Raw genomic sequence first — 15,558 nt, forward strand, 5'->3', positions numbered from 1 at the left:
GAAAGGCAACATCAAGGTGTTAGTATTTTTCATCCCCCGGTTCAATGATCCGTTGGAACAAATAACCTGTACCTCGTGCGGTCAGAATTAGCTCAGGATTACTCGGGTCATCCTCTAACTTGGCTCGTAGCCGGGAGATGTGGACATCTACTACACGGGTATCCACATGGCGTTCGGGGGTATAGCCCCACACTTCCTGCAAAATTTCAGAACGGGAGAATGGTTCTCCGGAACGTCTAACTAATAACTCCAGAAGACTGAACTCCATCCCAGTCAGCCGAATCCGCTCATCCCCTTTGTAGACCTGCCGCTTGTTGGTGTCGATTTTGATACTCCCGACATGAATCACGCCAGAACTAGGAATACCGGCAGACCCGACTTTATCAAACCGCCGCAGTACGGAGCGAATACGGGCTTCCAATTCTTTTGGCGAAAAGGGCTTGACCACATAGTCATCTGCTCCTAACTCTAGACCTGTAATCCGGTCAGCGACATCCCCTAAAGCAGTTAGCATAATAATGGGAATGTCTGATTCCTTGCGTAATTCTTGACAGACACCATAGCCGTCTAGCTTTGGCATCATCACATCTAACACCACTAGGTCAGGCTCTGTATCACGAAATGTGTTTAGGGCTTCTTCTCCATCGGCGGCTGTGACTACCTCGTAGCCAATCATGGACAACCGAGTTTCTAATATGCGACGGATACTAGCCTCGTCATCGACAACAAGAATTTTTTCTTTATGAGTTTCCAATTGACGTTATACTCCTGAAATGGTGAAGTAAGATTAATGATTTATTAATTTATCAGTAGTTTATCTCTAAGATATAACGCTTTACAAAGTTGGTTTGATGGTTGAGAATTATATTTTCCTTGCTGGTGAAGTCTTTCTTGACTTTCATTAAAGTTAATTTAATCATTGAGTTTTTTTAAGAGTTTTTAAGACTTTTAAAGTAGGATGCCGAAGCCTAAAACGCTCTATGTGTGTAATGCCTGTGGTGCTGAGTCCTCCCAATGGTTCGGCAAATGTCCTGCCTGTGGTACTTACAATTCCTTGGATGAGGTAGCTCCCCCACCCCCGGTCAAAATCAGTCGCGGGGGTTGGCAATCCAATACTTATTCCGATAACCACGACCCTAGAACTGGACCAGCTCAACCGAGATCATCCCTTACCTTCTCAGAAATTGTTGATACTGTCCAGATCCGCTTCCCCTCAGGCTATGGGGAACTCGACCGAGTCCTCGGAGGTGGCATTGTGCCTGGGTCTTTAGTATTAATTGGTGGAGATCCAGGGATTGGCAAATCAACCTTAATGCTCCAAGTTGCCAATCAACTTGCCAAGTTGCATCGTATTCTATACGTTTGTGCAGAGGAATCAGGACAGCAGGTAAAACTGCGAGCATCTCGCCTGGGTGTGGTATCAGCAGAAACCCCTGATCAGCAATCTAATAACGGTAGGGTGAAAAAGGAGGCTAAGTCTTCTAAGTCTAAGTCTTCTAAGTCAAAATCATCCAAAACTCCCATAGCTGCTCAAGACTCTGACTCTAAATCTGAGTCTAAAGACGCTGATTTGTATATCTTACCAGAAACCGATTTAGAGGAAATTCTGCGAGAGTTGGAATCCCTCAAACCTCAGGTAGCAGTGATTGACAGTATTCAGACCCTTTATTTTCCGGCCTTGACCTCTGCTCCTGGTTCCGTTGCTCAAGTGCGGGAATGTACCTCCGCCCTGATGCAGGTAGCAAAGCGGTCAAACATTACCCTATTAATTGTGGGTCATGTGACCAAAGAAGGCGCGATCGCAGGACCAAGGGTACTGGAACACTTAGTCGATACCGTATTGTACTTTGAAGGCGATCGCTTTGCCTCCCATCGGCTACTGCGTTCTGTGAAAAACCGCTTTGGGGCTACTCATGAAATCGGTATTTTTGAAATGGTCAGCAATGGTTTGCAGGAAGTCTTAAATCCTTCTGATCTGTTTTTGGGTAACCGGGATGAAATGAGCCCTGGTACTGCTACTGTAGTCGCTTGTGAAGGTACTCGTCCGATTCTGGTAGAGTTGCAAGCCCTGGTAAGTCCTGCCAGTTATGGGGCACCACGCCGCTCAACCACTGGAGTTGATTACAACCGCTTACAACAAATTCTGGCAGTCTTGGAAAAGCGAGTCGGGATTCCCCTATCCAAATTAGATGCTTATGTAGCAACAGCAGGGGGGCTAGGAGTAGAAGAACCCGCAGCTGATTTAGGAATGGCTATTGCCGTAGTAGCCAGTTTTCGCGATCGCGTTGTCGATCCTCGCACCGTTATGATTGGTGAAATCAGCTTAGGGGGGCAAGTGCGACTAGTCTCTCAGATGGAACTCCGACTCAAAGAAGCTGCCAAGTTAGGGTTCAAGCGAGCCATCATACCCAAAGGTCAAACCTTACCTGATCTCGGTATTGAAATTATTCAAGTATCCAGAGTACTAGATGCCATTATCGCTGCCTTGCCTGGGGGATTACGGCAGGACTTCCATGAGGATATCGAGGATCAAATATAAGATCTAAGATCAAGTCCGGTTGAATACCCATCACAACCAAGAGGGTGGGGAGGGTGGGAGGTGTGGGGAGGATGGGGAGATGGGAAGTGTGGGAAGTGTGGGAGGTGTGGGGAGATGGGGAGATTTTTATGAAGGGGAATTATCGGTATATCATATCCTATCTCTTTTATAGTGTTCCCGATTCCCAATTCCCGATTCCCGATTCCCGATTCCCGATTCCCGATTCCCGATTCCCAATTCCCGATTCCCGATTCCCGATTCACTCTGCGGCCAGAAACTCTAAATAACTACCACTCAACTCCTTGACTGCCAACTCATAAAACTGCTTACCATGTTGCGGTGTTGCTAAGGCTGGATTAGACCCCATACGACCATCGGGATAACGGCGACGAAAATCTGCGGCTCCATAAATTGGGTGTCCAGACGCAACTGTTTCTGAGAGGGGTGCTTGTTTAATCGCTTCGGGATAAAGATATTGGGTAAGTGCTACCTCAGAAGGAGTAGCATGGGAACCTTCTTGATCCCCATACAATTCCTTAGCTAATTTATAGACAGAACGGCACATAAACCAATTAGCTACCCGACACTGAACCCTTTCCCCATTGGGAATCTGTAAATCGCTCAAGTGGGCGTAACTTTCAGAAAACGCTGCCTTAAGGGTAGCGATATTACCCCCATGACCATTGATAAAGAAAAACTTGGTGAACCCAGCTCTAGTCAAGCAAGTCAGGTAGTCTTTGATCACCTGAATTAAAGTACTCGGTTTCAAACTGATGCTACCGGGAAAAGCCGTGTGGTGTAGCGCCATCCCGACATTAATGGTGGGAGCAACTAGGGCATTCGTTGCCTCAGACACACCTTTTGCGATCGCTTCTGCACATATTGCGTCGGTGCCAATCAATCCAGTTGGTCCATGTTGTTCAGTTGAACCAATGGGCAGAATAATCCCTGGTGATTCCTTTAGGTAAGCTTCAATTTCTGTCCAAGTACTCAAGTGTAACAGCATGGTTAATCCTCTTAGAGGGTTAGTAGTTGTGATATCTGCCAAACCTCTCGTTTCAAGTAGGTGTAGAGGTTGAAGGTTATAAGATTGAAGGTTGAACGCGATTGCGTGGCCAATAGGCCAAGGTTATAAGGTTGAAGGTTATAAGGTTGAACGCGATTGCGTGGCCAATAGGCCAAGGTTTTGTTTGCATATCATATAGCACTACCCATTAATATTAGGACATTCCTAAACTCCGAAACTTAGTCATAGCTTACTTTTGACTTCTGACGCAAGAACCTTGCTGACTTGCGCGTAGCGCTATACTACCTGGGATTTTCGGTTAATTTTCTCTCAATTAGGCAAAATGGCTCCATAATCTATCCGCAGCCAGATAAGATTGTGGTAAAAATCAGGTTAATTGATGATTAAGTCAATATTCTGATTGACAGATGCGTGGTACTGCTTGTATATCTTGACGTGTAACCTCAGTTACCAACTTTTCTTACTTTATGCTTGCTCTCGACATACCCCACAGTGCTTCAGGTTCAGAACTGACCAAGGCTAAACAAGTCTTAGTGGTGGAAGACGAAGAACTAATCCGAGAAATGATCGTCCTAGCCCTGGAAGAAGAAGGTTACGAGGTTTTAACTGCTTCCGACGGCGCTACAGCTTTGACTATGCTTCAGGATACCGATCAAACTGGTTACTCTGTGGATTTGCTCATATTAGACCTAATGTTACCTCAGGTTAATGGTTTAGATCTGTGTCGGTTGCTACGTTATCGAGGAAATCCCATTCCTATCCTGATTCTCAGTGCCAAAGCTAGTGAAACGGATCGGGTTTTAGGTTTGGAAGTTGGTGCAGACGACTACCTCACTAAACCGTTCAGTATGCGGGAGTTGATTGCTCGTTGCCGAGCCTTAATTCGTCGCCAACACTTGAATGGTATGACTCCAACACCAGTGCAGGAATTCCGAGAGATCAAGCTGTACCCCCAAGAGTGTCGGGTGACGGTTCGGGGAGAAGAGGTTAATTTATCTCCCAAAGAGTTTCGACTTTTGGACTTATTTATCAATCATCCCCGCCGAGTTTGGTCTCGGGAGCAATTAATTGATCAAGTATGGGGAATGGATTTTGTAGGAGATACTAAAACAGTGGATGTTCATATTCGCTGGTTACGGGAAAAATTAGAGGAAGACCCCAGTAAACCAGAATACCTGATCACTGTAAGGGGTTTTGGTTATCGCTTTGGATAAATAATGAAGGAGAGATAAAGGAGAGATAAAGGAGAGATAAAGGAGAGATAAAGGAGAGATAAAGGAGAAAGTATGATAAAGTACGAAGTCCTTAATACTTCATATTGTTTTTTAGGGAAACTCCTACAAGCCAAAACCCCGCGTTTTTAAACCGGGTTAGAATTTACCGCAAGAATAGTGGAGCCAATGAGCGTCGGCAGGTTATGAGTAAAAGTTTGAAGGTTTTTGTAATAAGGCTCCACTATTAATCAGGTTTCGTCTCCGGGATGTAGGCTCGCTGCGACTTGAGTCGCCGTGAAAAATATAGAGAAAAAACTTGTATTTTTGTGCTAAGTGTGTTAGCATAATTGTATAACCCAAAGGGTCGAGTTCTGATGATCATACTTGAGTTTAAGGCACGCGGGAAAAAGGCACAGTATCAATCTATAGACAAAGCTATTCGGACTACTAAATTTGTACGGAATAGCTGCCTACGACTATGGATGGACAACAAAAGGCTAAGTAAGTACGACTTAAACAAGTACTGTAAGACCTTAGCTAAAAACTTTTCTTTTGCCAATGAACTGAACTCAACGGCTCGACAGGCTGCGGCTGAAAGAGCATGGTCATCAATTGCTCGCTTCTTTGAAAACTGCAAGAAAAAAGTCCCCGGCAAAAAAGGCTTCCCTAAATTCCAGAAACATTGTAGGTCGGTCGAATACAAACAGTCAGGGTGGAAGTTGTCCCCTGACAAAAAGTCGATTACTTTCAGTGATAAAAAAGGGATTGGAAAGCTAAAACTTAAGGGTACATGGGATTTGTGGCGTTTTGATAAAAATTTAATTAAGCGGGTTCGCATAGTCAAAAGGGCTGACGGGTATTATGTTCAATTTTGTATCTCTGTCGATGTAAAAGAACAGTTGGAACCGGCTGACGCGACCGTGGGATTGGATGTAGGACTAAAAGAGTTTTATACCGATTCTAGGGGCAACACTGAACCTAATCCCAGGTTTTATCGTAAAGGTGAAAAGCGATTAAAATTTTATCAACGCCGAGTTTCTCGGAGAAAGAAAGGCTCATCTAACTGCAAAAAAGCCATCAATAGACTAGGCAGACAACATCTCAAAATAAGTAGGCAACGTGAAGAACATGCCAAGAGACTGGCACGTTGCGTAATACGGTCTAACGACTTGGTCGCCTACGAAGATTTGAGAGTAAAGAATATGGTCAAGAATCATTGTCTGGCTAAGTCTATTAATGATGCAGGTTGGTATCAATTTAGGAAATGGTTAGAGCATTTTGGAACTAAATTTGGCAGGGTCACGGTTGCAGTAAATCCTGCCTATACAAGCCAGAATTGTTCTGAATGCGGCGAAATTGTCAAAAAATCACTATCTACTAGGACTCACGTCTGCAAGTGTGGTTGTAGATTAGATCGGGATCAAAACGCCGCGATCAACATACTAAAAAGAGCCTTGGGTACGGTGGGGCACACCGGAACCTGGATTGACCGTAGGTCACGCTACGCGAACGTAGATCCCAACGCTTCGGGAGATTTGACCTCTACTGTTCTTGGTTCCGGTCAGGTTCAGCAAGTCGAATCGTTGAGCGAAGAATCCCCGCGTCTTTAGACCGGGGAGTGTCAATATGAACCTCCTAGCATTTTTACTAGGTCTGGCTTTGGGAATTGGGCTGTGGCTGTGGCAGCAGCACCAACTCAAACGACGGCTACAGCAAATGTTGGGAACACTACAGGTGGATGCTACCAGCAACTCGTTGTCGGCAGTTTCTCGTTTGCGGCAAGCGATCGCAATAGCCAATCATCAACGAGAAGTGATCGAGCAAGAACTGCAAACGTGGCAGGAAGTAGTTCAGGTAGCACCATTAGGTTATTTTCTGGTGGATGAAGAAAACCAGTTACTCTGGTGCAACCAGCAAGCACGTCAGTTATTACATATTCATCACTGGGAATCAGGACAAATCCGCTTATTACTGGAGTGGGTGCGTTCCTACGAATTGGATCAGCTGATTCAAACTACCCGTCAGCAGCAGGAACCTGGTATCTGTGAATGGGTATTTCACCCCAGTTGCTTAAAGGGGGAGGCCATGGGTGAAATGCGATCGCTTTATCTAAGAGCTTCCAGTTGGCCCTTACCCCAGAAACAAGTTGGTGTGTTTCTGGAAAATCAACAACCTTTGGTGGAACTGTGTGAGTCTCGCAACCAGTGGTTTGGGGATTTAGCCCACGAACTAAGAACCCCTTTAACCTCCATTAGTTTAGTGGCGGAAACCTTACAGAGCCGTCTGGAGGCTCAGGAAAGCCGCTGGGTGGACAAAATGCTGGCAGAAGTCAAACGGCTGATTCAGCTTGTGGAAGATTGGCTGGAAATTAGTAAACTCAAGCAAGACCCCACTCCACATCTTAACTGTCAATCCATAGAACTAAAGAGTTTAATTTTTAGGGTCTGGCAAACCCTAGAACTCCTAGCCCAACAGAAGAACTTAACCCTTGCCTATAATGGACCCAATCAATTGTATCTGGAAGCTGATCCCTCTCGTCTGACTCAGGTGTTTCTAAATTTATTTGACAACAGTATTAAACACAGCCCACCTCAGGCTGCCATTCGAGTTGAGGTTAATGCTATATCTTCCCAGGAGGCGGCTGTTTGCGATACTTGGATTCAAATTAAGGTGATCGACGCAGGAGATGGTTTTGCCGAGTCAGATTTACCCCGTGTCTTTGAGCGACTTTACCGGGGAGATCACTCAAGAGCCAGAGAGCAGAGTAATTACAGTAATGGAGACCCCTTACCTGTTCGTCGTGGCAGTGGTCTAGGACTATCCATTGTGCAGCAAATTATTGAGGCTCACGGTGGCTCTATCCTAGCCACCAATCACTGGGAAACAGGTGGTGCCTGTATAGAAATTGCACTTCCAGATACCACCAAAGGTTGATTCAATTTGCTATTACTTAGTGTTATACTTTCTTATCCTGCTCGCCCAATCATCAGCTGCCTGTCATGAACCCTTTTCGCCAATGTGCTGTAAGGTGGTTTGGTTGTTCGCCTTTGGCCTTCCCGTAGGGTAGGTTTAAGGTTGAAAGTTGAAAGTTGAAGGTTGAAGGTTGAACGCGCACGCGTGGCCGAAAGGCCAAGGTGGTTTGGTTGTTCGCCTTTGGCGTTCCCGTAGGGTAGGTTAAACGCGCACGCGTGGCCGAAAGGCCAAGGTGGTTTGGTTGTTCGCCTTTAGCGTTCCCGTAGGGTAGGTTGAACGCGATTGCGTAGCTTTAATAACCTGTAACCTGTAACCTGTAACCTGTAACCTGTAACCTGTAACCTGTAACCTGTAACCGCGTAACCTGTAACCAGCTAACCTGTAACTGGCTAACCTGTAACCTGTAACCCCTAAACCCTAAACCCTTCATCTAAATACTGTCTGCCAATTTGTTTACCGGAAAGATGGCTAAGGGCGATCGCATCTAATTTTGATGTGCTGTTGGGCAGTTATTTATGTTAAGGGAAAGCTTTTCTCCCCATGCATAAATGTTTTAAAGCACAGGGGCTTCCAGTCTTCCCTTACCAATCTGATTTTATAGTGAGTTTATCATCTTCTCATACTAGTTCTATGAGCAACATGTCTGAGCGTTCTCACTTCCAGCGCTCCCTGAAGCGTTTGGCACAAGATGTTTTGCGTATGGGGGCTCTGGTAGAGCAATCTTTTCGACTGAGCCATCAAGCCCTCTTTGAGCGCAATCTCGAGACTGCCCAACATCTTGCCTCTCTTGATAAGCGCATTGATGGCTACTATCACCAAATTGAGATGGAATGTGTCACCTTAATGGCTCTGCAATCTCCCGTTGCCCAAGATTTACGGCTTCTGAGTGCCTTTATGCAACTAGTACGAGACTTAGAGCGCATTGGTGATTATGCTGAAGACCTCGGAGAACTATCAATAAAGCTATTTCCTTATCCACCCCATGCCTGTATGCCAGAGGTGGAACTTATGTCTCATCATGCCCAAGCTATGCTGGCCACAAGTTTAAAAGCCCTAGCGGATTTAGATGCCATTGCTGGGCAAACGGTCAAAAAGCTGGACGACACCGTAGACGATGCCTATGACCAAGTGTATCAAACCTTGGCCAGTCAGCGGGATATCAAGGGTGTTGTTGAACCAATTCTTTTACTAGGACTAGTGATTCGCCATTTAGAACGAATGGCTGACCATGCTACCAATATTGGTCAACGAGTCTCTTATATTGTCACTGGTCAACGTTCAGGAGTTATTCAAAGCCGTTAGGTTCACGACTTACATAGCAATCCGATCTGAGTTGTTTAATACCAGAACCAGCCAAGAGGGCAAAGATGGGTAAGAATCTGAACCCCTTGCTTGTTGACGTTGCAATTAGGATTGCTATATCATATCCTAGCCAAATAATATGCTAGCCCTAAACAGAAAAGCATCCTTCTTAACCTAAGTATTACCAAAGCCTTACCTCCCCTTCAACCTCAACCGGTATAATCGCACTTCGCACAGACACCCATTGCTCTGTTGCTTAAGAAGTTTGGTATCGTAATTCATTACAATCGAATATTTTTCTCGAAAAGCTAGCTCCCCTGATCACACAAAATAATGATATGCTAATCCAGAGTTGTCCTATAAATAACGAATTTTAGTGGTTGTAGGAAAAAGTTGCGGACTGCATTGAGTCCAAGAGTGTTGTCTATTAGGTGTGAGGTTGATTGATAAATCATGTCAACAAGTTTTTGGAATACGATCAAATATAGTCCCGCTTTCCTAGGGGCTTCACTGCTGGTGGCTAACAGCGCCTATGGTGCTCCCAGCCTTGAGGAATCTTCTACTGAAACTCAAGTGGCTTCACAAGAGCTAACGGTTGCCCAGGCTACCAGTGAGTCTAACTCGCAAATTTTAAAACAAATCAATATCTACAACAACGAGGGCAAGGATGTCGATGCGATAGACCAGGTCACCAGTGTTTCCCAACTGCGGGACGTATCTCCTGGTGACTGGGCTTATGAAGCTTTGCGCTCTCTGGTAGAACGGTATGGTTGTATCGCTGGTTATCCTAACCGCACATTCCGTGGAAACCGGGCAACTACCCGTTATGAATTTGCGGCTGGTTTGAATGCTTGCTTGAACCAAATTGAGCGGTTAATTGCGGCTAGCACTGCTGATTTTATTACCCGAGAAGACTTGGAAACCCTGCAACGGCTGATTCAAGAGTTTGAAGCAGAACTGGCAACCCTAGGGGCACGGGTGGATAACTTAGAAGGTCGGGTGGCTTTCCTAGAAGACCATCAGTTTTCCACCACCACCAAACTCAAAGGGGAAGTTCTGTTTACCTTCGCTGGTGCCTTTGGGGAAGAACAAGCTGATGGTAGTGGGGATGGCATTGATGAAAACATTACCTTCAGCAACCGGGTACGTCTGAATTTCGATACCAGCTTCACCGGTAAAGACCGCTTGAGAACTCGTTTGCAGGCAGGAAACTTTACTAGTCTCGCTGGTGTGACTGGTACTGACATGGCTCGCTTGGGTCATGATGCTGGTGGTGGCAACGATGTTGAGATTAATGACTTGTACTACCGTTTCCCCATTGGTAAGAAATTCAGGGGTTATGTGGGAACCTCTGGCCTTGACTTGAATAACATTTTCAACCCGACCAACCCCTTCCTGGCAAGCAGTGGCAGTGGTGGCTTATCTCGGTTTGTCCGCCGTAACCCCCTAACCCTTCGCGGAGCAGAGGGAGCTGGTGCCGGTTTCAGCTATAAATTTAGTGATGCCTTGAAACTATCACTACTTTATTTGGCTGATGATGGTGATGCGCCTAATCCCGGTGAGGGCTTAGGATTGTTCAATGGTTCCTATAGTGCTGGTGCTGAACTGGCTATTTCCCCCATTGATAACTTGGATTTATCTTTGATCTACGTCCGTAGCTACCAGCGAGAAGGGGATATCAATCTTTCCGGTAGCACTGGTAGTCCCTTAGCTAAGCGCCCTTTCGGCAACGGCGTGCCTACCTCGGCTAATCGCTTTGGAGCACAAGCGAGTCTTCGCCTTAGCTCACAAATTCATCTCGGCGGTTGGTTTGGTTATATTGATGCGATCGCAGAAGATGATAATGGTACGGTGTCTGAAGGTGACAATGCTGACATTTTCACTTGGGCAGCCAACCTGTCTTTCGTCGATGTTGGCAAAGAGGGAGCTGTGTTCAGTATTGCCGGGGGTATGCCACCTAAGGCTACCGAAATTGATGGGGGTAACGAAGATGATGATACTTCCTACCTGATTGAGGCACAGTACAAATTCCCGATTACCAAGAACATTCTGATTACTCCAGGAGCCTACGTGATTTTCAATCCTAATCACGATGATGACAATGATACGATTTGGGTTGGAGCCATCCGTACCACCTTTAAATTCTAGGTAAACATTCTAAGTAAAAATTCTAGGTGTTGCTAGTAAGCTATCTGCTGTCAGTGATCAGCAGATAGCTGATTAGTTTAGGAGAAAGCCTTACCTCCCCTTCAACCTCACCCCCTATAATCGGACTTCGCACAGACAACCATTGCTCTGTTGGTTATCGAGACTGGTATCGTAAGTGACTAAAATCGAGTATGAGTATCTTTCTCGAATAATCACACAAAAAATGATATGCTAATCCAGAGTTGTCCTAGACCTAACTAATTTTAGTGGTTATAGGAAAAAGTTGCGGACTCAGTTGAGTCCAAGAGTGTCGTCTACTAGGTGTGAGGTTGATTGAGAAATCATGTCAACAAGTTTTTGGAATACGATCAAATATAGTCCCGCTTTGCTAGGGGCTTCACTGCTGGTGGCTAACAGCGCCTATGGTGCTCCTAGCCTTGAGGAATCTTCTACTGAAACTCAAGTGGGTCAACAAGAGCTAACTGTTGCCCAGGCTACCAGTGAGTCTAACTCGGAAATTTTAAAACAAATCAATATCTACAACAACGAGGGCAGGGATGTAGATTCGATAGACCAGGTCACCAGTGTTTCCCAACTGCGGGACGTATCTCCAGGAGACTGGGCTTATGAAGCTTTGCGCTCTCTGGTAGAACGGTATGGTTGTATTGCTGGTTATCCTAACCGCACATTCCGTGGAAACCGGGCAACTACCCGTTATGAATTTGCGGCTGGTTTGAATGCTTGCTTGAACCAGATTGAGCGGTTGATTGCGGCTAGCACCGCTGACTTTATTACCCGGGAAGACTTGGAAACCCTGCAACGGCTGATTCAAGAGTTTGAAGCAGAATTGGCAACCCTAGGGGCACGGGTGGATAACCTAGAAGGTCGGGTGGCTTTCCTAGAAGACCATCAGTTCTCCACCACCACCAAACTCAAAGGGGAGGTTCTGTTTACCTTCGCTGGTGCCTTTGGGGAAGAACAAGCTGATGGTAGTGGGGATGACATTGATCAAAACATTACCTTAAGCGATCGCGTACGTCTGATTTTCGATACCAGCTTCACTGGTAAAGACCGGTTGAGAACTCGTTTGCAGGCAGGAAACTTTACTAGTCTCAGTGATGTGACTGGTACCGATATGGCTCGCTTGGGTCATGATGCCGATGGTGGCAACGATGTTGAAATTACTAAGTTGTACTACCGTTTCCCCATTGGTACAAAATTGACGGCTTATGTGGGCACCGCTGACCTTGACATAGATGACATTTTCGACCCGACCAACCCCTGGCTGGAAAGCAGTGGCACTGGTGCGTTATCTCGGTTTAACCGTCGTAACCCCCTAGTCTATCGGGGACCAGAGGGAGCTGGTGGCGGTTTCAGGTATAAATTTAGTGATTCCTTGAATCTATCACTACTTTATCTAGCTGATGGGGATGATGCTCCTAGTCCTGCTCAGAAAGATGGATTGTTCAATGGTGCCTATAGTGCTGGTGCTCAACTGGGTATTTCACCCATTGATAACTTGGAGATATCTTTGACCTACGTCCGTAGCTACCAGCCAGGAGGCGAACCAGACGATGACAACGAAGTCAACCTTTCCGGTAGCACTGGTAGTTCCCTGGCTAAGCGCCCCTTCGGCGACACCGCTACCTCTGCCAATCGCTTTGGAGCACAAGCCAGTTTTCGCCTGACCGAACAAATTCACATCGGCGGTTGGTTTGGTTATCTTGATGCGATCGCAGAAGATGATAATGGTACGGTGTCTGAAGGTGACAATGCTGACATTTTCACTTGGGCAGCCAACCTGTCTTTCGTCGATTTAGGCAAAGAGGGAGCTGTGTTCAGTATTGCCGGGGGTGTGCCACCTAGGGCTACCGAAATTGATGGTACCGAACAAGAAGATGATGATACTTCCTACCTGATTGAGGCACAGTACAAATTCCCTATTACCAAGAACATCATGATTACTCCAGGAGCCTACGTGATTTTCAATCCTAATCACGATGATGACAATGATACGATTTGGGTTGGAGCGATCCGTACCACCTTTAGATTCTAGGGTTTTAATTCTAGTTAAAAATTCTAGTTAAAAATTCTAGGGTTTGCTATCAGCTATCTGCTGTCAGTTATCAGCAGATAGCTGATTAGTTTAGGAGAAAGCCTTACCTGCCTTTCAACCTCAACCGGTATAATCGCACTTCCTATAGACATTCATTGCTCTGTTGCTGAAGAAGATTGGTATCATAAGTGACGACAATCGAGTATGAGTATCTTTCTCGCAAGATCACAAACAATGATATACTAATCCAGAGTTATCCTAGACATAACTAATTGTAGTGGTTATGATCAAGGGTTGCGGACTAATTTTAGTCCAAAAGTATTATCTATTAGGGTTGAGGTTGATTGAGAAATCATGTCAACAAGTTTTTGGAATACGATCAAATATAGTCCCGCTTTGCTAGGGGCTTCATTACTGGTGGCTAACAACGCCTATGGTGCTCCCAAGCTTGAGGCATCTTCTACTGAAACCCTTCCGGCTCCACAAGAGCTATCGGTTGCCCAGGCGACCGGTGAGTCTAAGGGTGAGTCTAACTCGGAAATTTTGAAACAAATCAATCTCTACAACAGCAACAGTACTGATGTAGATTCGATAGACCAGGTCACCAGTGTTTCCCAACTGCGGGATGTATCTCCTGGTGACTGGGCTTATGAAGCTCTGCGCTCTCTGGTAGAACGCTATGGCTGTATCGCTGGTTATCCTAACCGCACATTCCGTGGAAACCGGGCAACTACTCGTTATGAGTTTGCAGCTGGTTTGAATGCTTGCTTGAACCAAATTGAGCGGTTAATTGCGGCTAGCACCGCTGACTTTATTACCCGGGAAGACCTGGAAACCCTGCAACGGCTGATTCAAGAGTTTGAAGCGGAACTGGCTACCCTAGGGGCACGGGTGGATAACCTAGAAGGTCGGGTGGCTTTCCTAGAAGACCATCAGTTCTCTACCACCACCAAACTCCAAGGGGAGGTTCTGTTTACCTTCGCTGGTGCCTTTGGGGAAGAACAAGCTGATGGTAGTGGAGATGACATTGATGAAAACATTACCTTAAGCAACCGGGTACGTCTGAACTTCCATACCAGCTTCACCGGGAAAGACCGGTTGAGAGTTCGTTTGGAGGCAGGAAACTTTACTCAACTCAGTGATGTGACCGGTACCGACATGGCTCGCTTGGGTCATGATGCGGATAGTGGCAACGATGTTGAAATTCCTGACGTTTTCTACCGTTTCCCCATTGGTACAAAATTCACGGCTTATGTGGGAACATCTGGCCTTGCCTTGGATGACCTTTTTGACCCGACGAACCCCTTCCTAGAAAGCAGTGGCATTGGTGCCTTATCCCGGTTTAATCGCCGCAACCCCGTAACTCATCGCGGACCAGAGGGAGCTGGTGGCGGTTTCACCTATGAATTTAGTGATGCCTTGAATCTATCACTACTTTATCTAGCTGATGATGGCGATGCGCCTAGTCCTGCTGAGGGAGATGGATTGTTCAATGGTGCCTATAGCGCTGGCGCTCAACTGGGTATTTCCCCGATTGATAACTTGGAGATATCTTTGACCTACGTCCGTAGCTACCAGCCAGGAGAGGATGTCAACCTTTCCGGTAGCACTGGTAGTGACTTGGCCAAGCAACCCTTTGGGGAGACGGCTACTTCTGCTAATCGCTTTGGAGCACAAGCTAGTCTTCGCCTGAGCTCACAAATTCACCTAGGCGGTTGGTTTGGTTATGTTGATGCGATCGCTGAAGATGATAATGGTGCGGTGTCTGAAGGTGACAATGCTGACATCTTCACTTGGTCAGCCAACCTGTCTTTCGTCGATTTTGGCAAAGAGGGAGCTGTGCTGAGTTTTGCTGGAGGTGTGCCACCTAGGGCTACGGAAATTGATGGTACTGATGCAGAAGATGATGATACTTCCTACCTGATTGAGGCACAGTACAAATTCCCGATTAGCAAGAACATCACGATTACTCCAGGAGCCTACGTGATTTTCAATCCTAATCACGATGATGACAATGATACGATTTGGGTTGGAGCGATCCGTACCACCTTTAGATTCTAAGTAATCATTCTAGGTGTTGCTATCAGCTATTAGCTGTTAGTTATCACCAGATATTGCGTAGGGTGTGTTAGGGACCTGCTAGCCATCATTTTCACGGTAGTCAGGGTTGGGATAGCTTGTCCCGTAACGCACCACCAGCTCTAAAAGCCATCTTTCTTTAGTAAAAAGAACCCTGACTTCTTTTGGAGGTCGGGGTTTTTGTGCTTGGGTATAAAAATGCTAGGATTTACCCAAAACT

12 protein-coding genes are annotated in these 15,558 nt (G+C 46.0%); 9 read left to right on the plus strand and 3 right to left on the minus strand.

All coding sequences use genetic code 11. The features are described 5' to 3' along the window. Nucleotides 1-19: 19 nt before the first annotated feature. Entirely contained in the window at nucleotides 20-754 is a 735-nt protein-coding gene (gene rpaB, locus F6J90_RS38235) for a response regulator transcription factor RpaB (protein WP_293106562.1), read from the minus strand. Between the two features lie 204 nt (nucleotides 755-958). Here rpaB and radA point away from each other — a divergent pair, with 204 nt between their 5' ends. Further along, nucleotides 959-2,539: a DNA repair protein RadA gene (radA, locus tag F6J90_RS38240; protein ID WP_293106565.1), complete on the plus strand. Its 1,581-nt coding sequence runs from the start codon at nucleotides 959-961 to the stop codon at nucleotides 2,537-2,539. A 44-nt stretch (nucleotides 2,540-2,583) separates the two neighbouring features. Then, nucleotides 2,584-2,826, plus strand: coding sequence for a hypothetical protein (locus F6J90_RS38245; RefSeq protein WP_293106567.1), 243 nt, complete (start codon nucleotides 2,584-2,586; stop codon nucleotides 2,824-2,826). Here F6J90_RS38245 and F6J90_RS38250 read toward each other — a convergent pair. Together F6J90_RS38250 and F6J90_RS38255 are read right to left on the minus strand one after the other, a co-directional pair. Next, nucleotides 2,799-3,545, minus strand: coding sequence for a creatininase family protein (locus F6J90_RS38250; RefSeq protein WP_293107201.1), 747 nt, complete (start codon nucleotides 3,543-3,545; stop codon nucleotides 2,799-2,801). The genes F6J90_RS38245 and F6J90_RS38250 overlap by 28 nt on opposite strands. Before the next feature lie 11 nt (nucleotides 3,546-3,556). Next, entirely contained in the window at nucleotides 3,557-3,721 is a 165-nt protein-coding gene (locus F6J90_RS38255) for a hypothetical protein (protein ID WP_293023910.1), read from the minus strand. 312 nt (nucleotides 3,722-4,033) lie between these two features. Between F6J90_RS38255 and F6J90_RS38260 the strand changes: the two genes are divergently transcribed. The 7 genes from F6J90_RS38260 to F6J90_RS38290 all read left to right on the plus strand — a co-directional run bounded on the left by F6J90_RS38260 (nucleotide 4,034) and on the right by F6J90_RS38290 (nucleotide 15,320). Next, a complete protein-coding gene (locus F6J90_RS38260; RefSeq protein WP_293106570.1) occupies nucleotides 4,034-4,780 on the plus strand; it encodes a response regulator transcription factor in 747 nt (248 codons plus the stop codon). Between the two features lie 374 nt (nucleotides 4,781-5,154). Beyond that, complete coding sequence (locus F6J90_RS38265; RefSeq protein ID WP_293106573.1) at nucleotides 5,155-6,390, plus strand: transposase; 1,236 nt, start codon at nucleotides 5,155-5,157, stop codon at nucleotides 6,388-6,390. A 16-nt stretch (nucleotides 6,391-6,406) separates the two neighbouring features. Further along, nucleotides 6,407-7,714 carry a PAS domain-containing sensor histidine kinase gene (locus F6J90_RS38270; RefSeq protein ID WP_293106576.1) on the plus strand — a complete coding sequence of 436 codons (1,308 nt, stop codon included), beginning with the start codon at nucleotides 6,407-6,409 and terminating at the stop codon, nucleotides 7,712-7,714. Nucleotides 7,715-8,392: 678 nt separating this feature from the next. Further along, nucleotides 8,393-9,055 (plus strand): phosphate signaling complex protein PhoU, encoded by a 663-nt coding sequence (phoU, locus tag F6J90_RS38275; protein ID WP_293106579.1) that lies wholly within the window; start codon nucleotides 8,393-8,395, stop codon nucleotides 9,053-9,055. 453 nt (nucleotides 9,056-9,508) lie between these two features. Then, nucleotides 9,509-11,203, plus strand: coding sequence for an iron uptake porin (locus F6J90_RS38280; protein WP_293106582.1), 1,695 nt, complete (start codon nucleotides 9,509-9,511; stop codon nucleotides 11,201-11,203). A gap of 343 nt (nucleotides 11,204-11,546) precedes the next feature. Then, entirely contained in the window at nucleotides 11,547-13,259 is a 1,713-nt protein-coding gene (locus tag F6J90_RS38285; protein ID WP_293106585.1) for an iron uptake porin, read from the plus strand. Between the two features lie 354 nt (nucleotides 13,260-13,613). Beyond that, on the plus strand, nucleotides 13,614-15,320 hold the full coding sequence (locus tag F6J90_RS38290) for an iron uptake porin (RefSeq protein WP_293106588.1): 1,707 nt from the start codon (nucleotides 13,614-13,616) through the stop codon (nucleotides 15,318-15,320). The last annotated feature ends 238 nt before the right edge of the window (nucleotides 15,321-15,558 follow it).

Source organism: Moorena sp. SIOASIH, assembly GCF_010671925.1.
In the GTDB taxonomy this organism is placed as follows: Bacteria; Cyanobacteriota; Cyanobacteriia; order Cyanobacteriales; family Coleofasciculaceae; genus Moorena.

Coding starts and splice junctions, on each gene's coding strand:
- radA (WP_293106565.1), top strand. CDS start 959: ATGCCGAAGCCTAAAACGCTCTATGTGTGTAATGCCTGTGGTGCTGAG.
- F6J90_RS38250 (WP_293107201.1), bottom strand. CDS start 3,545: ATGCTGTTACACTTGAGTACTTGGACAGAAATTGAAGCTTACCTAAAG.
- F6J90_RS38260 (WP_293106570.1), top strand. CDS start 4,034: ATGCTTGCTCTCGACATACCCCACAGTGCTTCAGGTTCAGAACTGACC.
- F6J90_RS38265 (WP_293106573.1), top strand. CDS start 5,155: ATGATCATACTTGAGTTTAAGGCACGCGGGAAAAAGGCACAGTATCAA.
- F6J90_RS38270 (WP_293106576.1), top strand. CDS start 6,407: ATGAACCTCCTAGCATTTTTACTAGGTCTGGCTTTGGGAATTGGGCTG.
- phoU (WP_293106579.1), top strand. CDS start 8,393: ATGTCTGAGCGTTCTCACTTCCAGCGCTCCCTGAAGCGTTTGGCACAA.
- F6J90_RS38280 (WP_293106582.1), top strand. CDS start 9,509: ATGTCAACAAGTTTTTGGAATACGATCAAATATAGTCCCGCTTTCCTA.
- F6J90_RS38285 (WP_293106585.1), top strand. CDS start 11,547: ATGTCAACAAGTTTTTGGAATACGATCAAATATAGTCCCGCTTTGCTA.
- F6J90_RS38290 (WP_293106588.1), top strand. CDS start 13,614: ATGTCAACAAGTTTTTGGAATACGATCAAATATAGTCCCGCTTTGCTA.